General features: G+C 40.9%; 19 protein-coding genes and 1 pseudogene. 7 read left to right on the forward strand and 13 right to left on the reverse strand.

Annotation, left to right across the window (positions count from 1 at the left end; translation table 11 throughout):
• Window positions 1–29: 29 nt before the first annotated feature.
• Complete coding sequence (locus tag IUZ65_RS17645) at window positions 30–1,262, forward strand: multidrug effflux MFS transporter (RefSeq protein ID WP_195705351.1); 1,233 nt, start codon at window positions 30–32, stop codon at window positions 1,260–1,262.
• 145 nt (window positions 1,263–1,407) lie between these two features.
• Here IUZ65_RS17645 and IUZ65_RS17650 read toward each other — a convergent pair whose 3' ends face one another.
• From IUZ65_RS17650 to IUZ65_RS17670, 6 genes and pseudogenes are all read right to left on the reverse strand, one after another.
• Window positions 1,408–1,869 (reverse strand): hypothetical protein, encoded by a 462-nt coding sequence (locus IUZ65_RS17650; RefSeq protein WP_195705352.1) that lies wholly within the window; start codon window positions 1,867–1,869, stop codon window positions 1,408–1,410.
• Between the two features lie 44 nt (window positions 1,870–1,913).
• A complete protein-coding gene (locus IUZ65_RS17655; RefSeq protein WP_195705353.1) occupies window positions 1,914–2,588 on the reverse strand; it encodes a DNA-binding protein in 675 nt (224 codons plus the stop codon).
• 131 nt (window positions 2,589–2,719) lie between these two features.
• Window positions 2,720–4,216, reverse strand: a complete 1,497-nt coding sequence (locus IUZ65_RS17660) for a dihydrolipoyl dehydrogenase family protein (RefSeq protein ID WP_331275679.1) — start codon at window positions 4,214–4,216, stop codon at window positions 2,720–2,722.
• Window positions 4,217–4,384: 168 nt separating this feature from the next.
• Window positions 4,385–4,879, reverse strand: a pseudogene (locus IUZ65_RS23470) (TVP38/TMEM64 family protein); the annotation flags it as partial.
• A 307-nt stretch (window positions 4,880–5,186) separates the two neighbouring features.
• Window positions 5,187–6,044, reverse strand: coding sequence for a glutathione-dependent disulfide-bond oxidoreductase (gene yghU / locus IUZ65_RS17665; protein WP_195705355.1), 858 nt, complete (start codon window positions 6,042–6,044; stop codon window positions 5,187–5,189).
• A gap of 197 nt (window positions 6,045–6,241) precedes the next feature.
• On the reverse strand, window positions 6,242–7,459 hold the full coding sequence (locus tag IUZ65_RS17670) for a 4Fe-4S binding protein (protein WP_195705356.1): 1,218 nt from the start codon (window positions 7,457–7,459) through the stop codon (window positions 6,242–6,244).
• A gap of 275 nt (window positions 7,460–7,734) precedes the next feature.
• Here IUZ65_RS17670 and IUZ65_RS17675 point away from each other — a divergent pair, with 275 nt between their 5' ends.
• Window positions 7,735–8,541 carry a Cof-type HAD-IIB family hydrolase gene (locus IUZ65_RS17675; protein ID WP_195705357.1) on the forward strand — a complete coding sequence of 269 codons (807 nt, stop codon included), beginning with the start codon at window positions 7,735–7,737 and terminating at the stop codon, window positions 8,539–8,541.
• A gap of 54 nt (window positions 8,542–8,595) precedes the next feature.
• On the opposite strand, the gene IUZ65_RS17680 is transcribed toward IUZ65_RS17675, so the two are convergent.
• Entirely contained in the window at window positions 8,596–10,245 is a 1,650-nt protein-coding gene (locus IUZ65_RS17680) for a putative bifunctional diguanylate cyclase/phosphodiesterase (RefSeq protein WP_195705358.1), read from the reverse strand.
• Between the two features lie 347 nt (window positions 10,246–10,592).
• Between IUZ65_RS17680 and IUZ65_RS17685 the strand changes: the two genes are divergently transcribed.
• Both IUZ65_RS17685 and IUZ65_RS17690 read left to right on the forward strand, forming a co-directional pair.
• A complete protein-coding gene (locus IUZ65_RS17685) occupies window positions 10,593–10,961 on the forward strand; it encodes a YidH family protein (protein ID WP_195705359.1) in 369 nt (122 codons plus the stop codon).
• Window positions 10,958–11,287: a DUF202 domain-containing protein gene (locus IUZ65_RS17690; protein WP_195705360.1), complete on the forward strand. Its 330-nt coding sequence runs from the start codon at window positions 10,958–10,960 to the stop codon at window positions 11,285–11,287. Before IUZ65_RS17685 ends, IUZ65_RS17690 begins: the two co-directional genes overlap by 4 nt.
• Here the strand turns inward: IUZ65_RS17690 and IUZ65_RS17695 are convergent.
• Window positions 11,271–12,956 carry a GGDEF domain-containing protein gene (locus IUZ65_RS17695; protein WP_195705361.1) on the reverse strand — a complete coding sequence of 562 codons (1,686 nt, stop codon included), beginning with the start codon at window positions 12,954–12,956 and terminating at the stop codon, window positions 11,271–11,273. The genes IUZ65_RS17690 and IUZ65_RS17695 overlap by 17 nt on opposite strands.
• A 355-nt stretch (window positions 12,957–13,311) precedes the next feature.
• Between IUZ65_RS17695 and IUZ65_RS17700 the strand changes: the two genes are divergently transcribed.
• Entirely contained in the window at window positions 13,312–13,911 is a 600-nt protein-coding gene (locus IUZ65_RS17700; RefSeq protein WP_195705362.1) for a TetR/AcrR family transcriptional regulator, read from the forward strand.
• Window positions 13,912–14,103: 192 nt separating this feature from the next.
• On the opposite strand, the gene IUZ65_RS17705 is transcribed toward IUZ65_RS17700, so the two are convergent.
• From IUZ65_RS17705 to IUZ65_RS17725, 5 genes are all read right to left on the reverse strand, one after another.
• Complete coding sequence (locus tag IUZ65_RS17705; RefSeq protein ID WP_195705363.1) at window positions 14,104–16,101, reverse strand: methyl-accepting chemotaxis protein; 1,998 nt, start codon at window positions 16,099–16,101, stop codon at window positions 14,104–14,106.
• 281 nt (window positions 16,102–16,382) lie between these two features.
• Window positions 16,383–17,042, reverse strand: a complete 660-nt coding sequence (locus IUZ65_RS17710) for a potassium channel family protein (RefSeq protein WP_195705364.1) — start codon at window positions 17,040–17,042, stop codon at window positions 16,383–16,385.
• Entirely contained in the window at window positions 17,043–18,107 is a 1,065-nt protein-coding gene (locus tag IUZ65_RS17715) for an AI-2E family transporter (RefSeq protein WP_195705365.1), read from the reverse strand.
• Window positions 18,108–18,157: 50 nt separating this feature from the next.
• Window positions 18,158–19,171, reverse strand: a complete 1,014-nt coding sequence (locus IUZ65_RS17720) for a DUF2955 domain-containing protein (protein WP_195705366.1) — start codon at window positions 19,169–19,171, stop codon at window positions 18,158–18,160.
• Window positions 19,161–20,270, reverse strand: coding sequence for an HlyD family secretion protein (locus tag IUZ65_RS17725; RefSeq protein ID WP_195705367.1), 1,110 nt, complete (start codon window positions 20,268–20,270; stop codon window positions 19,161–19,163). The genes IUZ65_RS17720 and IUZ65_RS17725 overlap by 11 nt, the downstream gene beginning before the upstream one ends.
• A 200-nt stretch (window positions 20,271–20,470) precedes the next feature.
• Between IUZ65_RS17725 and IUZ65_RS17730 the strand changes: the two genes are divergently transcribed.
• Together IUZ65_RS17730 and wecA are read left to right on the forward strand one after the other, a co-directional pair.
• Window positions 20,471–21,244: a hypothetical protein gene (locus tag IUZ65_RS17730; RefSeq protein ID WP_195705368.1), complete on the forward strand. Its 774-nt coding sequence runs from the start codon at window positions 20,471–20,473 to the stop codon at window positions 21,242–21,244.
• Window positions 21,245–21,705: 461 nt separating this feature from the next.
• Window positions 21,706–22,788: a UDP-N-acetylglucosamine--undecaprenyl-phosphate N-acetylglucosaminephosphotransferase gene (gene wecA, locus IUZ65_RS17735; protein WP_195705369.1), complete on the forward strand. Its 1,083-nt coding sequence runs from the start codon at window positions 21,706–21,708 to the stop codon at window positions 22,786–22,788.
• The last annotated feature ends 300 nt before the right edge of the window (window positions 22,789–23,088 follow it).

The following is a 23,088-nucleotide window of genomic DNA, read 5'->3' on the forward strand; positions in this document are numbered from 1 at the left end:
AAAGAATAAATAAATACGAGAGTTTTTACATGAAGCAGTACCAAAGAAAAGAGTTACCTTTCAATGAATTCATCATAATGATGGCATTAATGATGTCTATTGTTGCCTTATCTATCGACGCGATATTACCCGCACTACAGGTTATGGCGATTGAATTACATTCACCTAGCCCAAAAGACGCTCAACATTTCATCGTCGCCGTTTTCGTCGGTTTAGCTTTAGGCCAACTCTTGTTTGGGCCGCTTTCCGACTCAATAGGTAGGCGTCTTTCTATTGTTGCTGGGTATAGCGTATTTATTGTCGGGAGTATCATGGCAATGACCGCGACGGATCATGACATGATGGTTTTTAGCCGTTTCTTACAAGGATTCGGTATAGCAGCCCCAAGGGTTATCTCTGTTGCCATTATTCGAGATCTCTATCAAGGGCGTGCAATGGCCAGAGTCATGTCATTTATTATGATGATTTTTGTTCTTGTCCCTATGCTTGCCCCCCTTTTTGGTCAGTTAATCTTAACGTTGGTTAACTGGCAAAGTATCTTCTTCGCTATTCTTGTCGTGGGGTTGATTTCCCTCAGTTGGTATCTGATTCGACAGGAGGAAACGCTAAAAGCAGAAAATAGAGCTAAGTTCTCCGCATCCGCGATGTTGGCCGCTATCGGTTCTATTCTTAAAAATCGTCGATCTATTGGCTATACAATTTCGGCAGGCATCATTTCAGGGCCATTTGTGTTCTATTTGAGTTCGGCTTCCCAACTCTTTACCGAAACATATCAATTAGGTCAATGGTTTCCACTCTATTTTGCTGGGCTAACGCTTGCCTTTGGAGTCTCATCGTACATCAATGGCAAAAACGTCATGAAGTATGGAATGCGTTACATTGTCCGCATTGCACTTATTGCTATCAGCATGATTGCCGCTCTGTTTGTTGTTGTTACCATCAACTTTGGCGGATACCCACCGTTAGCCTTAACCACCCTTTACATGCTGGCGACTTTCTTCAGCCTCGCAATGATATTTGGTAATATCAACGCCCTCGCCATGGAGCCTCTGGGTGAGTCAGCGGGATTAGGTTCGGCAATTGTTGGTTCGGTCTCCACCATAATTTCCGCTTTGCTCGCATTTGCAATTGGCGCCTTTTTTGATGGTTCAGTATTTCCACTCGTGATCAGTTTCGGTTTAGCAGGGCTAAGTACGTTGATCCTTACTTGGTGGATAGATACAGATAAAGAGATGGCGATGGAGGATATACCGTCGGCTTAAATAACAATGCAGGGAAACCTGCCTTGTTATTTAATGCGGACATAGCTCAAAAACATATCGATACAGCTTTTCAAATAACTATCACGTTGCGCTTCTATTGCAGGCTACTCATTTTCAATCACTCGTGGTTGTTAGTCACGCATGTCTATTTACTTAAAGGTTGCTCACTTTGAGATTGAGTTTCTAAAGCTTTGCTTGCCTTGGGCGCACAACGCAATCCCATAGCATTGCCGGAATCTAGCATATACATAAGGCACGAGTAATTTGTATTTGAACGCGGCGTAAACTCATAGATCTCTGAGTTCGCAGCCCAAGTATCTAGTTCGTAAGCAAAATCCGCTGGTAGTAACTTGTCTAATTTTCCTTGCGGCCCTTTAGGAATACACGAAAGCCCCATATCTTTTCCTGAGTCGAGCATAAGCATAATGCAAGCTTGCTCTGGATTCGCTTTCATCGTGAATTCATATATCTCAGAGTTTTCCTGCCACGTATCCAACTCATAGGCATAATCTGGCCTCTGATCAGGCAGGTTATTCGTTTCGCTGAAACAACCGGCTAGCATCAGCGAAGAGGCTGCAGTCAAAAAGAGCTTCAAGTAATTATTCATGGATTGTCCTTTGTGCAAAATCAGGCAGTAATTTAATAAACTCACTACTCAGTAACGACGGTAGCTTCTTCAATAATCAGGTCATACTTATAACCGTAACCAAAGTCTTTATTCAGTGTCAGCGTGCCGGTAATCGTCACGATATCACCTACACGAGCAGAATCTGCAGTCGTGATGGTGAGGTCATTCAAGCCCGTTGCTGGATCACTCGTACCATCTTGAATATGTAACCAGTTCTTTTTCATTATCTGAGGGCTAAATTTTACCACTTTACCTCGTAACACAACGGTTTTTCCAGACAGGGCTTCTTTCTGAGCCACGATGTCTGCAACGGTCTTACCACCCTCTGCTGGCGTTATTTTGCCTATAGCGACGCCAGACTGCGCCGCCTTACCCGATGCAGCGATTGGTGCACTATTGCCATTGTGGATGGCATTAACAAAGTAGATAACGTCGAAATCACGATCGAGGCTTTTGCTGTGAAACTGAGTCATGCCAATGCCTTCTTCGTTAAACGACACAACATCACCCACATTTATCTGAGCGCTAGGGCCTGCAAACCATCGCTGCTCTGACTCTAGTTCCACTAGCACATAGGCGTAGCCACCTGAATTCATCGCTTCTAACACTTTTCCTGAAAGATTCGCGCTCTCAGAGGCAAATGCTCTAGGTAAAAGTGTGACGAACATAATAACAACAAGATTAACAAATTTTTTCAATTTCCCAGTCCTTTAAAGATAACTTGGCCGCAGCTATTCACATTGAGCATCATTTCACTCGGAACAGTGCGGCCTTTTGATATAAATACGATTAATGCACAGATTATATCAATTTCAGTACCTTCGTGTCGTTAACCACGTCGCCATGTATGATATTTCTCTAATAAACGAAGAATAGTTTGCGGTGCGTGATCCCGTTTCCACTCACCTGCCGCATATTTGTTCGCTTCTGCCCAGGTTGGATAGCTATGAATTGTACCCAGTATCTTATTCAAACCAAGGCCATGTTTCATGGCCAAAACAAATTCTGCAATCAAATCACCCGCGTGCTCAGATACAATGGTCACGCCTAATATTTTGTCTTTGCCTTTTGGTGTAATCACTTTAATGAAGCCGTCGGTTGCACTCTCTGTAATGGCCCTATCAAGCTCTTTAAACTCGAATCGAGTTACCTCATAGTCGATTCCTTTCTCTTGCGCTTCGTACTCATTGATACCCACTCTGGCAACTTCTGGATCGATGAAGGTTGTCCATGGGATCACTCGGTAATCTACCTTGAATTTTTTGAACTGCCCAAACAGAGCATTAACAGCGGCATACCAACCTTGATGAGCGGCGACGTGTGTAAATTGATATGGGCCGACAATGTCACCTGCTGCGAAGATGTTAGGATGAAGCGTTTCCAAATATTCGTTAGTTACGACCGTACGATTGGTTTCAATACCCAGATCTTCAAGCCCGTAACCATCGAGACGAGCACTACGACCTACGGCACAAAGAAGTTGGTCATATTCGATCTCAATCTCTTGTTCTTGGTGCTTAACAACAATGTATTTTTTACCATCTTTCAGTTCACATCGGAGAGCTTGATGAGAGGTAAGTATATTCACACCACTTTTTTGCAATGCTTTGGTCGCAAACTCTGAAACCTCGAGATCTTCTCGAATCATGATTCGATCGGCCATCTCAATTTGAATCACGTTTGAGCCTAACCTTGAAAAAGACTGCGCCAGCTCAGAACCAATTGGACCGCCACCCAACACGACCAGTTTTTCTGGTGCAGTATCAAGTTTCGCAAACTCAGTCCATAGCGTATCGCTGGTTACATAGCCGGCTTCTTCAATGCCTGGTAACGGCGGAACAAATGGACGAGCACCTGTGGCAATAACAATGCTACGAGCGGTCAGCTTAGTCGATGACCCATCTTCATAGGCGATCTCCACCGTCCACGGGTCCAGTAATCTTCCGTAACCTTTTACAACATCAACACCAAGGCTGGTATAGCGTTCCACACTGTCATGGGGTGCAACTTCTGCTATAACGTCATGAACACGTTGCATCACTTTTTTAAAGGAAAATTGAGGAATCGAATCTTCTAAACCATAATGATGGGCATTTTTGATATGATTCGCCATTTTGGCGCTTTTAATAATTGCTTTGCTTGGTACACAACCGTAATTCAGACAATCCCCACCCATTTCTCCGGCTTCTATTAAGGTCACTTTAGCCTTTACTGCTGCCGCGATATAGCTGGTCACCAACCCACCAGCACCAGCACCAATAACAATTAAGTTGCGATCAAATTTCTTTGGTTTTGTCCAATTTTTGCTTACTGCATCTTTTTTCATTTTATTAACTACCATTTTTGCAATGAATGGAATAAGGCCCAACAATGAAAATGACAACATCAACTTCACGGAAAGGACGCTAGAGACACTATCGATCTGAGCGAGTTGTGTTCCTGCATTCACATAAGCGGCGGTCACAGGAATCATCCCTAACGCGCTTACCCAATAAAACGTCCATGCTCTCAGTGCTGTCACACTCATCAATATATTTACAATAAAGTAAGGAAATATAGGGATTAACCGTAACGAAAATAAATAGACGGCCCCCTCTTTTTTTATCCCTTGGTTTATCGTGGCTAATTGTTCTGGAAAACGGTTTTTGATAAATTCTCGAAGTAAATAACGAGAAATCAAGAAAGCAAAAAGCGCTCCAATACTTGACGCTATTACTGCTATGCCAACTCCCTCAACTAACCCAAACAGCGCACCTGATGTCAGTGTTAACAGCCCGGAACCAGGTAAAGAGAGTGTAGCAACCGAAACATACAGCAGTATAAATCCACCGATAACTAAAACAGGTGACTCTGTTCTCCACTGTTTAAATTTAGTAATCGACCCTTTTAGTTCATCGAGCGTTACTAAAGATTGCATGTCAAAATAAATCGCTAAACAGAGCAATATTGCTAATGCCAATAGCATCTGGTTTTTTTGGGGCATCAACATTTTACCTTCATTGCAGAGATACTAATGTTATCTACTTTTTTCAGTTCAAAGTAAACAAGCGACTCATTAATGTCTTGCTCTGGCTTTTAAATAGAAAGGTTAGACGGATAATTAATTTCATTAAGACGAAAATTTCTTTATAAGGTGCTTTAATACGATATTGCTGATCAGTGAATTTTACAGCTTGATATGTAACTTTATTAAATCAGATCAAATAAACCTGACTTCGTAGACCGCGCAAAAGCAGCTATTCCATCAGGTTTATGAGTATTTAAAGCCGAGTCAGGAAAACCCCGCAATGAGAATGCTAAGGCTTAAGTTTCATGGCATTGGTAATGTCATCGGCACTATGGCGTTCCGCGACGGCTTCCCAATCTTCACCCCAAGAACGGTTTACAATTCGTCCTCTTTGAACGGCAGGTCGATCGGCGATTTGATGGGTCCACCGAACCAGATTGGGGTAACTTTTCACGTCTAGGAATTCAGCGGCATCATAAACATTGCCAAGTACCAGATTACCGTACCATGGCCAAATAGCGATGTCTGCGATGCTATATTCTTCACCCGCAATATAGGGTGTTTGTGCTAATTGCTTATCCAGCAAATCAAGCTGTCGTTTGATTTCCATTGAAAAACGATTAATGGGGTATTCGAATTTCTCCGGCGCGTAGGCGTAAAAATGACCAAACCCACCGCCTAAATATGGCGCACTCCCGTGTAACCAGAACAACCAATTCATCACAGACGCTCGCTGCGCACCGTTGGTTGGTAAAAAGCTATCAAACTTTTCTGCTAGGTACAAAAGTATAGAACCAGATTCAAATAGCATCGTGGATGCATCGACAGAATGATCAACTAATGCAGGGATTTTAGAGTTAGGGTTAACCTCGACAAAACCAGAAGAGAACTGGTCTCCTTCCATTATATTAATTAGATGTGCATCATATTCCGCTTCGCTTTTACCTATCGCAAGCAACTCCTCAAGCATGATCGTCACTTTCTGACCATTTGGCGTCCCCATAGAATACAGCTGTATTGGATGTTCACCGATAGGAAGCGGTTTATCATGCGTAGCCCCTGACACAGGACGGTTGATACTGGCCCATGTTCCACCACTTTCCGTGCTGTCAGACCAGACTTTTGGTGGTATATATTCATTTCCCATAATGTGCCCCTATCGTATCGTTGAATTTATTTTGACGAATAGATCGCCATTGAGTGATAAAAATGTAGCCTGTTAGCGACAATTATTCAAGACTTATTTGAACGATTGTTCATTTTAAATCAAGCTACCATCTCTTATTTATTCCTACAGAAAGATAAGTGATTAAAAGCACAGCGAAGGAAGAGAGTTTTATAGCATCAATGGTTGATCTGATGAATGTATTTCATCAACTCCATTCGGGTTTCGTCGCTCACTTGGCTATGCCAAAAGCCACCAAGATAGGCGAGTAACGGAATGCCAAACATCAAGAGTAAAAGAAGAATCAAAACGCCGCGTGAGGTGACATTCTTACCTGTTGGTAGCCTTACTCCCAACGCCTTTTTCTGAGGACATGCGCTAACACAACGCATGCAAGCCTGACACTCATCGGTACGAACGGTTTCTACAGTATGAACCTTAATTCTTGCCGGACAGGCTCGTGTGCACTTATCACAGTCCATCCCTTTGGTCTCATTTAAACAATGCGCTGTATCCCTTCTTACTTTGAGTGGACTAAAGAAACTCAATAAACCTAACACCGCTCCATAAGGACATAAATATCGACAAAAGGCTCTGTCTTGCCATACAACTAAGGCCAAAACCAAACCAATCAATATCCCTTCAATCAGGCTCGGTGTGATAAAAAACATGCCCATTTTGAGGTCCGCTATTTTTTGATAATAGCCATTGAGATAATGAGGTAGAGCATTGCTTGGCATAGCGAGAACTACGATATAAAGCAACCCAACAAGCAGCAAGTATTTCACCATTCTTAGTGGCCAGTCGACCCAACTTGGTGGCAAAAATTTACCCTTAATGAAGCGAGTACGCAGTTGATATAGATAGGTGCCTGCATGACCAAGTGGACAGATCCACCCGCAAAAAGCGCGCTTACACAACACGCCACTAAGCAATACGGTAAATAACATTACCGCTGCGGCTGGATGATTTTGGTCCCACAGACCTAGCATGATGATGGCTTTTAATTCAAGGCCACCTGCAATGGGTAAAAACGCATCCACCACATCCGGTCGAGTTAAACCGACAGTGACACCATTACCTAACAGCGCGTAATAAACCACATACTGAATTCCAACCAACAACATAGACAGAGACATGAGATGTTGTATCCAATCTCTTAAGGTGTTTTCACGGGTCTCACCACGTGCTAATTCTGGTTGAAATCGATGTAATGCTATCACCGAAACAAGCCCGATAGCCGCGCCCAACATTAATGGCCAATAAAGCGTCGCGGCCAGAGCACCAAATAGCATAAGAATAGTGAGGATCATGCCCCAAGTCTGCTTACTCCAGTACAGTAAATTTAAACAAAAAATCAAACCGCTCATTAAGATAACGGATTCTAAAATAGACATAATTCAACTCGTACGAGATACAACATCGTATGTAGATGTTTCGGTAATTTCGACTAGGATACTTATAAACAGCCGTCTCGAACAGAAAGGAATGGTCGCTGAAGTCAATTCCGTGAGCACCTTCGTTATTAGTTTATTCTTCATTTGACAGCGGTCGAAAATTGCCGAGAATTTTGAGACAACAAGAAAGAGTAGTATTTTTTTCAAGTTCTTGTTTCAATACCTTCATTCAATTCCAACCTTCATTACTTTTACCTTAACGTGGATATTCATTAATGTCACAACACAGTATAAAATTTATTGCCGCCGATATGGACGGTACTTTACTCAACGAAATGGGTAAACTAGATCCGAAATTTTTCGATATTTATCAAAAATTAGCGGAAAAAGGCATTATCTTCGCAGCCGCTTCAGGACGCCAATACTACAGCTTGATCGAGACCTTCTCCCCCGCAGATCATGACATGATGTTTATTGCAGAGAATGGAACCTTAGTGATGCATCGCGGCGAGGAACTTTATAGCTGCACCATCGGCAAGCCCTCGGTAAAAAAGATTATCAATCAAGCACGCTCAATTGAAGATACGCATATCGTATTGTGTGGTAAGAAATCGGCTTACATAGAGACCACATCGCCACAGGCCATCAAAGAAATACAGAAATACTATCATCGCTGTGAATTTGTTGACGATTTACTCTCTGTTGAAGACGAATTCATTAAAGTCGCCATCTGCCACTTCGACGGGTCGGAAGAACACCTCTACCCGATAATTAACAGCAAATTCGGCCATGACCATAAAGTGGTTGTTAGTGCAAAAGTTTGGCTTGATGTCATGAATGCGGTCGCGTCGAAAGGAGCCGCAATTGAACATCTCCAAAAGACGCTTGGCTTTAGCTTTGAAGAAACGATGAGTTTCGGCGATTACTTTAACGACGTTGAGATGCTTCAAGCAAGTTACCACTCTTACGCGATGGAAAATGCACATGAGAAAGTGAAGCAGTATGCTCGCTACCGTGCTCCGAGCAACCAAGAATCTGGAGTTTTAACCGTGATTAACGAATACCTACAAGGGTGTAAATAACACGGGCCTAAACATAACCAATTAAGCGAAAGTCTATTGTTCCTAAAGACTGGCTTAATTGGTTAGTTTATAAATCAGCTGTTCGGCGTCTAATTTAGAAAGCGGCTTAGCGTAGTAATAGCCTTGTGCATAACCACAATCGAGCTTCTTCAAAAGGTCATTTTGCGCTTTTTCTTCTACACCTTCGGCCAAAATTTCCACATCAAGTACCTGACTCATTTTGATGATTTGTTTAACAAATTCTCTATCAACTTCTGTATTGCAGACATTCTGAATTAATGAACGATCCAACTTAAGTTTGTCTAACGACTGGTGGAACTCTCGTATCATACTTAAAGACGAATACCCGGCACCAAAGTCATCGATAGCGATACTGATTCCTAACGCTTTAACACGAACAATATTGTCATTTAAGGACACCAAATTTTTAGCAGATGCCGTTTCTGTGATTTCTAGTTCTACTAACTCGGTGGGACATTGAGTTTGATCTATAATCATTTTCAATCTGTCCACGAATGTTGTCATTTCGAGTGTTTTAAACGAGATATTAATGGCTATTTTAGGTGGCTGCAATCCTTGCTCTTTCCAAGAAACTATCTGAGAACAGACCTTTTTGAAAACCCACAAATCAAAGTCAAAGTGCAATCCTATCTCTTCAGCAATCGTGACAAAAACATCTGGTGCAATATTTCCAAGTACATCATGACGCCAACGTGATAGCGCTTCAAAACCGATAAGCTTCTCAGACGCGATCTCATACTGAGGTTGATAATGTATCTCTATTTTGTCGTTTTCTATTGCACTTGGCAGAGCATCAATAATGAGCTTATGAGAAAGTATATTGCCCAAGGTTTGAGACGTGGAAAATTGAATTTTTGATTCGCTATATTTTTTGGCTTCTAGCATAGCTGTTTCAGCGGCAATCTCTACGGCGTGAAAGCTATTATAACGAACACTATGCTCACTCACACCAATACTGAAGGACTTGCTAATTTTGATGCCTCTTAGCAGCGTCAGTGGTTTATCAGCCAACCGACAAAGCCTTTCACAAATAGAGGTAAGGCGGGCATTAAACGCATCATTAGACAGCTCATCTCGATTTTCTACTAATATTCCAAACTTGGCATTATTGAAGCGGGCAACGAGATTGTCGCTTTCAACAACCTCTTGGATTCTTTTGGCAAGCACCAAGAGATAGTCGTCACCAATGTCAAAACCATAGCGAAAGTTAATGGTAGAGAAATTATCCACATTCAAGAATATGAGCGCGAAGTTGTTTTTTTTGAAATCTTGACTGGTCAGTAAATGCTCTGATCGAGAAGCGATTGCCCAGCCATTTGATAGACCAGTAACTGGGTCGACAGATCTGTTTTGAAGTATACGAAAAGAGACGCTATAAGAATCACGCGCGCCTTCACAAACTTTGCAATGTAACTGGACAGGTATAGGATAAAAATAGGTGTTTTTTACTGTTGCGGACACCAATAAGCCGTTTTCGTTTAGGCTTGCACTGGTTAAAAGTTGGCCTACAGAGCTAAATTGTTGGGCACTTTGATCGGTCAATGTGATGATATCTTGAAGCTCAGTTCCTGCGATATCTAACTCGCTATGGCCAACTTGTTCTGTGAATACATCATTGCACGCAGCAATCAGACCTTGCTTTACCACCAAAATAGGCAGCAGCATGTGTTCTATATCGTTCATTCACGCCTTCTGAGTTTTATAAGGAGAGGTTTTATTTGTCTACCACCTTAGAATGGTTTGGAGGTATTTGACATATTATTCTACTGCCATTAATTGCAGTTCTACTCTCTATCTGTTTAAAACTAAGACAAACTCTTCAATTGATCAATTTAAATTTTTATCTTGGACGGTGAGTTGTCTGATTTTGTTCATTATTGTACGTTGATTAGAGAACCAAAGCGTCGATGATTTTTATCTTTATATTGCGATGTATTAATACAACTCCCTTTGCAGGTGCTACTATATGCGGGATATTATCACTGAACGCCCATTTTCAACCCAACAACATTGACCTATTTTCAAACATTATGAATAGTAAACGCAAAGCACCAAAGACAAACTGGCGACGCTTAGGCGAAGCACCAGACTATCGATTTTCTTTGGCAAATGAACGCACCTACCTAGCTTGGATAAGAACCGCGCTCGCGCTTTTGGCTGGTGCGATAGCAATAGACCAACTCACACCTGAATTAGCAAACCCTTCCGTACGTATTTTGCTGTCGATATTTCTGTGCCTATGTTCCGGTTTACTTGCGGTATTTGCTTACAAAAGGTGGTCTTCAAATGAGAAAGCCATGCGCAATAAAAGTGCATTGCCTTACACTGGTTTTTTAAAGCTTATTAGCGCAGTAATGTTATTTCTCACAGTAACCATTGTGTTAACTATCGCAATATGAAGAACAACGAGAGAGATCCCGGCTTGCAGCCTGAACGGACATCGATGTCATGGTTGCGTACTCATATGTTGATGTTTGGTCTCGGGGCATTATTGACCCGAGTGGGTAAACATGGCGATAACTTACTGCTAATGGTGAACGGTTTTATACTGCTCACGTTTGCTTTTATTGGTCTCTATTATAGCCGTAAGCGATTTACCCAATTGCTCCGATATGATGAAGCCGTTGAAGACAGAGAGATTAGAGCGAAGAAGATATTGAGTGCTGTGATTGCTGTGTCTGCATTAGTTTATGCTGCCTCTATCCTGTTTAGATATTTCTATTAACCATGTTATCTATAGTATGTATCTCTATCCTATTTCGACCTTTTCTTTTCGCTTCGTAAAGTGCTTTGTCCGCGTCTGCAATTAAATGGTCCATTGTCATCCCTTCTTGATACTCCGCAATCCCAGCACTAATAGTGACGTTGGCTCTGTCAAGACAAGGGTAGTTCTGCTTTTCAAACACCTTTCTTATTCGCTCTGTCACCAACATTCCCGATGCCATATCACTTGCAACAAAAAGACACAAAAACTCCTCCCCTCCCCAGCGACAGACATAATCGGTTTCTCGGCATTCACTAATAAAAATATTTGACGAATTTTTAAGCACTTTATCACCACATTCGTGCCCATAGTTGTCATTAACGCTTTTGAAATTATCGAGATCAAAGATAGCAACCGTTAATCTCTCTTTACTTCGCTTAATCTTTTTAAGCTCGAGAGTGAACATCTCTTGCATCTTGCGACGATTCAATAAGCCGGTCATAGAGTCTGTGTCGGCAAGTTCCGTTAACTTCTTATATAGCAGTGCGTTTTGCACCACTAAACCAATTTGTTCACCTAAATAATAAAAAAACTCACTATCAAGAACGTCCTGATTTTTTAGGCTATTAGTATAAACAACGGTAATTGCCCCAATGATTCCCTCAGCCGTTTTTAATGGGATGCTCACCATATTAGTGACACCATGCGCCTTATAGATGCCCGCGAGACGACGATTAGGGTAGGTTTCAATATCAATAATGTGAACCCTATCTTCTTCCATCGCTTTACCTGACAACCCTTCTCCTTTATTAAAACTGGTCACTTCATCAAGTGATAAATTTAAGTCATTAAATACGTAACTCATTGAGTGGCTATCTTTCCCTTCATCTTTTAAAAAAATAGCGGCCGTGCTCACCTTAAATGATTTTCTCAACACATCCTCTATTGCAGGGTATAGATCTTCCAATTTGAGGTTTTTGGCGGTATCGCTGAGAAAGTCGAATAAGTGGTTGAGCTTCTCTTTCTCTCTATAAATATCAACATTCTTCTCTCTGATCGTCGCTTTAAACATCCCAACTAAAAAAACCAAGTTAAACATTATCAGAAAAAGAAATGAGACAGTCGTCATGGTGTTTTTGTCAAACAGAGCATTTATTTCGCCAAACTCAATGATCGTCACCACCGTTCGCGCGACATAAAATAAAAATCCAGCGCAGAACAGATAATAGACCTCTTGAGTCCTAGGGATATTATTTTTATCTTTCCAAAAACGTTGCATTTTAACGATGGCATAGCCATAAAATAACGCTAATAGACTAGAGATAAAGATGATTCTATACGTAGTATTAAATTCTATGTAGGTGAAATAGAAAAAATACAATGCATAGACAATCGTGATAGAAAAGAGAAAACGCTTGGACACTACACTCCTTCTAAATTCAAAGCAAAAGGCGGCATATATTTGAAAATAGAACCCAAGAATGAGCAGATAATTCGCAATAACAATGGAGATTAACTTAGGCCAATTAGACTGAGTCAACATAAAGCTGAATCCGATGAGTAGCAGAACCGCAGAGCGTCGCCATTCCTTTGATACAGCACTGCCTGCATTTTTAGAACTGCCAAAAGTAAACAAAGTATTAACACCAGCAACAATAAACAGCGTTGCAAGTAATGTGAAATTATCCATTTTTATTAAATGTGAGCCCTATAAACAATAAAGTACAGCAGTATAGACATATTCATTTATTCTAATTTTTAAGAGTGTAGTCAACTACAGACGGTTTTCAAACCCACAAAACAGAAATTAGCTTTTCAAAAAGAGTATCATACGGAAGTAACCTAATTAGAAATGCGTACTTTTTACCAAGCCCATTGAAGACTAAACAAAGAAAACAAAGAAAAAGTTAAGTACACCAGTTCGATTTATTGGTCTTTAATAACGCCCATATTCTTTTTAATAACCTTAGATTTAATATAGATCTTATCGACTGTCCGCGGTATCATGAACGGTCGTTCATACCTTTGGAGTGAGGTTTTATATCATGAGTAAGTACGCTAAGTTCAATAGAGAAGATGTCATAGATAAAGCAACCAATTTGTATTGGGAGAAAGGCTTTCATGGTACCTCAATGCGAAACCTACAGGATGTTGTTGACCTCCGTCCCGGCAGTATCTACGCATGTTTTGGCAGCAAAGAGAACCTATTTAAAGAGGCCATTCAACACTATGCCGATGTCAGTGGTACTCAACTGCAGCAATGTTTAGAAGAATTCGACTCACCACTTGAAGCACTTAAACATTTTGTTAGAAATATCGTTACCGGATGTCAAAGCACCGCGCCAAGCGGCATGTGTATGCTCGTAAAAACAATCGCAGAACTCACCGACGAACACGAAGATTTATTAAACCAAGCCAAAGAGAAAATGGCCGCCGTTGAATCTAAATTTACTGATATCATCCAAAGCGCAATAGACAAAGGTGAGCTTGATAAATCAAATGATCCTGCGAAACTCGCTCGTTATGTACAGGTACAGATCATAGGATTAAGAACCTATGTTCGTGCCAGTAACAACTTAGCAGCCGGCGATGAAATGATAGATGATCTGTTTAACAACGGGCCGTTTAGTCAATCTTGCTCTTAAACAACATTGTTAATAACTAAGACATTAGCAAAAAAGAATACGATGTTATTTTGTGCGCAGAACTTGAAAGTATGAGTAATAGTAACGACTAAATAAAAAATCGACTCATGCTACTCTTTTTAAGAGTTGTAGCATGAGTAGATTTAATTATGTAAATAGTATGTCCTAAATGCCAAATTAATTAAATATTTCTTACACCTTAAACTGAGAAAGCACTTGGTTTACTTCCACACCCAGTTTGTTCAGGTCTTCTGAAGAGTCAGTCGTTGCCTCTGAATATTCTAGCGTTTTACAAGAGATATCAGACATCATATTGACGTTAATGCTAACCTCGTCTGCTGCCACTGCTTGCTGACCTGCGGCACTAGAAATTAACCCTATCGAATCATTAAGCTCAGCAATATACCCGTCAATTGAAACAAGCGCCTCTTCAGCGGACTGAACTCGCACCATCGTATCCTCAGAATCCGAACAGCACTTTGTCATTGCACTATTCGCCGTCTCAGATCGTTGCTGTAAACTGGAAATAATATCTTGAATCTCCGCGGTAGACTCTTGAGTTCTTGATGCTAGCGATCTGACTTCATCAGCAACAACAGCAAAACCTCTTCCTTGTTCTCCCGCCCTTGCCGCTTCAATAGCCGCGTTTAGCGCCAATAGATTGGTTTGATCGGCAATACTACGAATAACTTCAAGTACAGACCCAATTTTTTCACTATCTGAGCGTACATCTTCTACTGTTTTACTCGCATCACGAAGCTGCTTGGACAAAACTTTCATCGAGTTTGCTGCGTCCAGAACAATTTTTGCTCCGTTGCTTGCCGTATCGGCCGTTGATTGAGACAAGCTCGCTACTTGGTCAGCACTGTAACTTACCTCTTTGGCACTGGCCGACATTTCTGTCATTGCTGAAGCCGCTAAATGAGCTTGTGACTGCTGTTCTTTGATCTCGTCTCGCGTATTAACAGCATTGTTACTCAGTGCTTGTGACGAGTGGTGCATACTAACCGAAGCTGTATTTAAGCGGGTAATCGAATGTTGAAGTTTCTCTACAAATACATTAAATGAACGACTTAATACACCAAGTTCGTCAGATCGAGTTTCATCTAAACGTTTAGTCAAGTCTCCTTCACCCACTGCAATATCATCCATAGCGTTAACGACCTGACTTAATGGTTTCGTTAACAACCTATTTATAAGCCAAATTATTATAGAGCAAGCCAGAGTTAATATAACCACTAGGATACCAATCGAGTACATCAATGTTTCTTGAACCGGATCAGTAATTGTATTTTTTGGTACCATAAACCCCAGATTCCATTCTAGACCTATCGTTGAATCGGATAATGATTCTACCAAAACAATATATTCTTGATTTTTGTAAACAACGGTAGCGACACTCTCGCCGTTGGTTCCAACCTGCTTTAACAGACGAGAAAAACCTTCGGAATTTGGTACTAACTGATCAACTTGATCAAGCGTAGGCAATTTACTCATATCCAGATTTTTACTCGAATCGGGAAATGAAATGATTTGCCCATCATCTGTGAACAAAAAACCATAACCTAATTGGTTATATTTCATTTTATCAATCAAGTCTTTTTTAATTGATGAACCTAAAATATCAATACCGAGTACGCCAATCAATTTGTCATCTGACGTTTTAACAACCGTCTTAATCGACGTTACAATACTGCCGTCATTGGCGTCAATTTCGGGTTTAGTAATAAATAGTCCATCTTTGTTTAGCGCCTCAGACCACCACGGACGCTTACTTGTATAATAACTGGCGTCATTATATCGTCCATCAAGATCAAAATATTCAAACGTATTTGCCGGAGCAAAGAAAACGGATTTGATCATAGAATCATGAGCAGAGATAGCTTTAAATTGATCAACAATACTATTGTAGATTGGGTCATCGTCAATATTAGCGCCACGCACAGTATAGTCGGCAAACCAGTTGGTTATAAATGGCGAGGCCTGTAAAGAGGTAACGACCCGCGAACGCTCTCTAAAAAACTCATGGATACCACTCGAGGTTTGGTCTGTGATTAATCTTATTTCTTGTAATACTTCGGTTTCAATCTGCTGCGCACGCTTACTTGTCCATATATACGACGTTACAATTGAAATTCCGACAAGTAACCCTAGCACTGACAGTGTTACTTTCTTTGCGATTGAACTCATTATTATTATCTACTTTTCTTGTAATGATTAGAACTATTAAACTGCCAAGTTGATACTTATCCAGTTTATTGAGCTTTATACTATAACTACTACAGAATAATACATGAAGAAAAATAATTGATTTCGGGAGCATTAACGAAAGTAGCGCTCTGATCTGACCAGTAGTGTGACCAAAAGCGTATTAGCCGGTATGAGACACGACTTCACATCGGCTCAAGTATGAAAATACAATGACATAGAATGAAAAATAAGAGCCTGTTTATAGGCCACATTTGCATGGCCTATTTAAGAGTAGATTGCGTTAAGCGAATACTCACCAAACTCGCAACCATGATGGCCAGATAGAAGCTACCAACAATCGATTCTAAAAACACAAAAAACTGAGCAATGGGTAAGCTTGGTGAAATGTCGCCATAACCGACGGTCGTTAAGGTAATAAAACTGAAATACAGAGCGTTAAACAGGTTATTTAGCCAAGGTTTTACCTCTATGCCATCAAATGCCATGGGAAACATTTCAATAACCAGCAGGTATAACATCGCCCAAGCCAGTCCTATCAAAAAATAAATGCAGATTGAGCCAACAATATGATTCTTTGTTACTACCTTTGCTAACATCACTTGTTTTAATGCTGAATGGATATGCGAACATAAAAAGACCAAAACCGCCGCCAACGTTACATAAGACATGTCGTAATCATCAAAAAACGAGAACATGCCTGATACCGTCGCCGTGATTAATAAAAATCCATACCAAACTCGATATATTGTTTTCCTACGATCGATACCCGCAATCGACACCGCCAATGTAACAATTATCAGTCCCAATACGGTTTTTTGTCCTTCAGGATGAAACTGCTGCATTACCGCACAACCAAAAAACAGCACCAACAAAGCAAAAAAAAGGAAATAGAAATTGTCGTCTTTTGAGACTCCTTTCATCTATTTTACCTCTTCCGACTCTGTAGATAACCATGCAACAAACAGTTGGTACGTAAGGCTTAATACGACAGCCCCTACGAATAACCCAACAATACCGGACATTGCCATGCCACCTAATGCGCCGAGTAAAATAACCAACATAGGGATATCGGAACCACGGCTCAATAACATAGGTTTTAAAATAGCATCGCTACCACTAATTAAAATACACCAAACGAGAAACAGACTTGCTGTTATTGTCGAATCGCCACTAAACATATAGATGATGGCAGGAAGCAGCGCCAAAATTGGCGGTAATTGAATAATGGCTACCAGCAATACTGCCAGTGCCCAAAAGGCCGCAGCAGGCACACCAGCGACCACCAAACCGATGCCGGCAAATACTGACTGTATGATAGCAACACCGATAACCCCTTGTACCACACTGCGTACCGTCGATTTTGAAAGTTGGACTAACGCCTCTCCTTTGTCACCGGTCAAACGCTCAGCGAGTTTAGTGATACCAATTAAGCACTTATCAGCATTAGCCATAAACGCACCAGAAATCATAGTTGAGATAATAAACTGTACAAATCCCCCTCCAAGAGAGCCGACGATGGAGGCCGCTTGACTGGCAAATTCTTTGATCTCTTCAGCATACTTGGTAAACACACCCTCGATGTTCGACGATGCATACGACATTGCCGCGTATAGTTTTTCCCCCACCAAAGGAATATCCTGAATAGAGGTTTTAGGTTTCGGTAAGACTAACGACCCATCTTGTATTCCAGAGAAGAGCTCCGATGCACTCGTGTATAACCCTGAAGAGAGAGCGACAAGCGGTATCAAAAGCAATAAAACACCAACGAGGCTCAGTAAACCACTCGCCTTTCCCTTCGACAACCCCGTCTTGTTATGGATGGTTACTGCTACTGGATACAATGCCGTCGCAATAATTCCTCCCCAAACCAATAACATGATAAAGGGCCGCAGTATCGAAAAGCACCAATAGATAAGCAAAGCAACAGCCGCAATCTTGATTGCGGCATCAATAGCTTGGTGGGAGAAATCCGTTTTGAGCTTCATGTAACATCCTTGTATATAAATCGCACGTAAAGTTTATTCATCGAGTTTTGTTAATTTTGCAAAAATTTCCAGTTCCTTGTTTCTAAAAACAAGGAGGCCATAATCATGTAAAGCCCAATAAGCATTAGCTGAAATATCCGAACCCATGTATTGCTTTCTATATCACCTGAACTCATTAACGTGCTGCCAATTAACACCAATAACGTACTAAATGCGGTTGCATATATGGGTGCTTTTTCAGGCACAGTATAGATTTTTTTCGCGACATAAATGGCTATCAAGCCGATGAACAATGAATAGAAAATAATGTTAGGTACAATAGCCAATATCGAAAATGCCGCAATAGCAAGTAACCCACCGAGCCCATTACTAATGACCAAGAATGCACTCAGTTTTATCGACTTCTCAGACGTGATCATCAATGAGAGCAGCGCGATAAACATCATGGTTAATAGTGCTTCCGATATTTGGAAAATAAAGAAAAAACAAACGACAGGGAAAGAGATAATCATCGCCCTAAACGCAGCATACCAACGTTGTTGTCTGTTTATTGGCGTAGCTGCAAAGCCGCTAAATTCGGTTTTAGGTTCGGGAAAATAGATATGCGCAATAGCAAAACCAGCAACCGCAACAACACCAGAGGTTGCTAATCCAGTTGCGAGCAATACTGAAATACCAGGATTAGATATGGCCATAAATGGCAACACCAATACTGAAATCAGCAATATGGTCCCAAATAGATTCCACTTAGGGTCAGTAAATAAAAAGTATCCCCACAGCATCATCAATCCAACAAGTATTAATAGCGGTACAGGGTATTGAGTTATCCCGCGGGAGAGTAATAACCCTAAGCCCATGGTAACCACCAATGCCAATAACAATTCATAGACGGTTTCTTTATGAAACGTAGGTTTATCAATTAGAAATTTGGCGGTAAAAACTGGGGCGACAAAGGCCAACGGCCAGTTGATCCATGCGGCTAGAAAGACCACAACGATCACCCCAACCATAAATCGAATGATGCGTGTTTGAATCTGTGAATCAACCGCGAAATCATCGGACATAAGACAGTACGCTAATAAATCGAATCCAGAGTTTACCGATCGAATTAAAGAAAAAATTATCACCACTATATACAATCACATCGGCTTGGCCACCAACTCGAAGCAGTCCTTTAACATCTGCGCGGTCAAATTCAATCGAAATAGGCAACATCTGTGTCTGGCGCAACCAACCCGTCTGTTGATTCGCTTGAGCAAGCTTGCCTGCTTGGTCATTCTGACCCCAATCAATACCCCAATCAACACTCGTCACTTTGCCTTTAATAATTTTTCCGGGCACAATATCTAAGGTAACTTCAACGTCATCACCAACGGTTATATTTCCTAAACTGTTTTCTCGAAAATACGCCTCTATCCAAATATCTTCAGTCGATACAAATGTCATGATAGGTTGGCCTACCGAGGCAAAAAAACCTTCAGATAGACTGAAGTTTGAGACCCCTCCTTGCGTTGGTGCTTTTATTTCCGTTCGCTCCAGATTTAGTTGCGCTTGTTCAAGAGACAAGAGCGCAGCTTTAATTTGGCTATTATCTTCACCATTTTTACCGAGCTGTTGCTTTGCCTTTTCCAGATCGGCTTCTGCATTCTTAACCGAAGCTCTTGATGTCGCTAAAGCGGCTCTTGCTTTGTCTGCGTCCGATTTCGACACTACGCCCTTTTCTGCCATTGCTAATACACGTTTTGCCTGTAACTCTGTATTTTGTCTTTCGACAATTGCTGATGTAAGACGCGCTTGAGCGGCCGCAATATCTGCCGTTTGAGCACCCACATTCTGCCCTGCTATCTCTAGATTTTGTTCGGCTAGTTGTACTGCAATCTTGTAATCTGAAGCATCCAGAACAGCAAGAACATCCCCTTCTTCTACCAGCTGATTAGGCTGCACTTTTATGTCTAAAACCTTACCAGAGACTTCAGGTTTAATTGGAACGATATAGCCTTTAACACGAGCATTATCGGTAATTGGTATAATCCGATCGGTAACTATGCTAAAAAAAAGTATCACAGCAACAATCGTGAGTAGATAATTTGTTGCCGTTCTTACCCTATCTTTCTTATTGTTCGCATTTTGTGACTCATGAGTCTCTTCCTTGACCTCAGACATATCACTCCTTTGCCTATCTTCAACATTAATAAAATTAATATCTTAACCATATATCGGAATATGAAAAACACAAGAAAAACACAATTAATATCGACCTAAATGATTCTTTTCTCTGCCAAATTTTTTATTTTTCTGATTCATATACTACGCTTGTTTAAGTATCAATCTGAATAACTCAATATTTAACAAGGATGTACCTAATGGCATCAATATCTAAACTTACCGCGAGTATGATCGTTCTTTTTTCTCTTAGTCATTCGGCTCTTGCTGATGAAATGGGTGTCGACAGTTCTGGTTGGCAACACAGTATAGAAATCTATGCTCAAGCACTTAATATCCGAGGGGATAGCACCATTGGGAACGTGTCTACCGATGTCGACGTTGACCCTGCTTTTATCGTTGACCATTTAGACATCGGTGCGATGCTTCGATTAGAGGGTATATATGATAATCAATGGGGCTATTACGTTGATTATAGTTTTATGAAGCTCAGTGGAAAATCAGATGCCATTTTAGGGAATGACCTGAGCTTGCTAAAAGGGGAACTTGAGATTAGACAGGGAGTATTAGAAGTAAAAGGCTTTAAACGTTATCAATATGACTTTGGCACCTTAGATTACATGGCTGGTTTTCGTTGGTGGGATAATGATATCAATACAAAAATATACACCAGTGGCGGACAGCTTAATGCGAATAAAAATTTAGATGCAGACTGGGTTGATTACTTAATTGGTGCTCGTTGGATAACAGACCTATCAGACCATTGGAAGTTTCATTTTGGTCTTGATGCCGGTTTGGGTAGCGATACGGATTTTACCAGCGCTATTCTTACAGGGGCACGTTATAAAATTAATAGCTGGTCAGATTTAAATATCGCCTATAAATCCACCTGGGTTGATTATGATAACGGCGATGATTTTGCCTATGACACCGCAACTCAAGGGTTCTTAGTTGGCTGGGCAGCGCATTTTTAATCTTGGAATCTAGCACAATTCAGATATTAGGTTGGTGCTAGATTTCAGCAGTTTGAACGGTCGATTGATGAGTTAACCAACCTAAACATCAATCGTCACCTTTTGAGCGTTGAATCTATGTGATTTATTTGAGCCTATTAAAAAAGAATAATGCTATGTAAGATGACATTCATCCTTCCATCACTGCATATTACCGCCCATACTGAGTGCCTATTGTTTTATGTTTAGCCCGTCAATAAAGGGTTTAAATACTAGGTCCCATCTTACTGACAAATCTATCGAATAATTCAATAGCCCAACGGGGATACATGCCACATGTATCTTAACCTTGGTGAGTTTCATTTCAGGGTTGAATTTAGAATAAGTACGTTATAATATGCAACCGGAAACACACCACTACATCATTAGATACCAATAAGATAGAACACGATGAAAGCCCTTATTAGCCAAATGCATTTTATATGTTTTTAGAATTATTTTTTGTATTCATCTACTCTTTTTTGTCACTTTTCATTATGCGAAAGGTAGCCAACAAAATAGATCTTGTCGATAAGCCTGGTGCACGTAAACACCATGACGGCGCAATACCCCTTGTTGGTGGTATATCAATATGTTTATCTATTTCTCAATTTATTGTCTTTAAGCCGAACGTCATACCTCACAGCAACCTTTTCTTGACCTCTATTATTTTGCTGACTATTATCGGCGCATTGGATGATAAATTTGAGCTCAGTGTTAAAGTGCGATTGGTTATCCAAGCTGTACTCTCCATAGTGATGCTCGGTATCGCGGACATTGAATTGTTACACATTGGCAATTTGATGGGGAATGGAGACATTAATTTAGGGATACTTGGCCCATTTGCGACTATCTTTGCCGTTATTGGGGCAATTAACGCCTTCAATATGGTCGATGGTATTGACGGGTTACTTGGGGGGTTATCTATCATAACCTTTGCAGGGATCTCCATTTTACTTAGAGTAGATGGTCAGAACGGTCTTTCCTACCTTTGTTTGGTATTTATTGTTGCCATGGTCCCATATGTTTTCATGAATCTTGGTATCTTAGGGCGAAAACGTAAAGTATTTATGGGGGACGCGGGCAGCATGATGATTGGTTTCACCGTCATTTGGTTGCTACTTGGCGCGAGTCAAGAAGCGAGTGAACCTCTTATACGTCCAATAACTGCTTTGTGGCTAATTGCCGTGCCGTTAATGGACATGGCGGCTATCATGCTTCGACGAATCCGTCGAGGAGTATCACCATTTAAGCCTGACCGAGAGCATTTACATCACATATTTCAGCGTCTAGGCTTTAGTTCTAGACAAACACTGTTCAGTATATGTACGTTTGCGAGTTGCTATGCTGCTTTTGGCATCTATGGCGAGCTATATGCCGTCGCCGAGTCAACCATGTTTATACTGTTCATGGTGTGCTTTGGCGTATATACCACCCTACTCAGTTACGTTTGGCAGATCACCAGCTTTCTTCGTAGGATCCGCAAAAAATCTGAGAAGATGGTTTACGACAATCATAATATTTAACGCGTTAATAATACCCAGTTTCTCGATGGTTTGTACACATCGCTCTTTTATGTTTAACACTCGCTTTCAAAATTGTTTCGCTCTTCAGCATGTTTAAACACAGTTGTCTGATCCTTGCGAAACCCTCTCGCACTCTTTTGCTCGTTTTCGGCAAGCGTCTTCACCAAAAGCTGTATCTAGCGTCCAATTCATCGACTCAACTAACCAATGTGGACGTGTTGCATTTAACTATTCCTTAGCATTTAAATTCTTCGAGTTAATGTAGTATCTCACCGTGATTTCCGACTCTTTTGTCACTAC

The organism is Vibrio sp. VB16, from assembly GCF_015594925.2.
Taxonomy (GTDB): domain Bacteria; phylum Pseudomonadota; class Gammaproteobacteria; order Enterobacterales; family Vibrionaceae; genus Vibrio.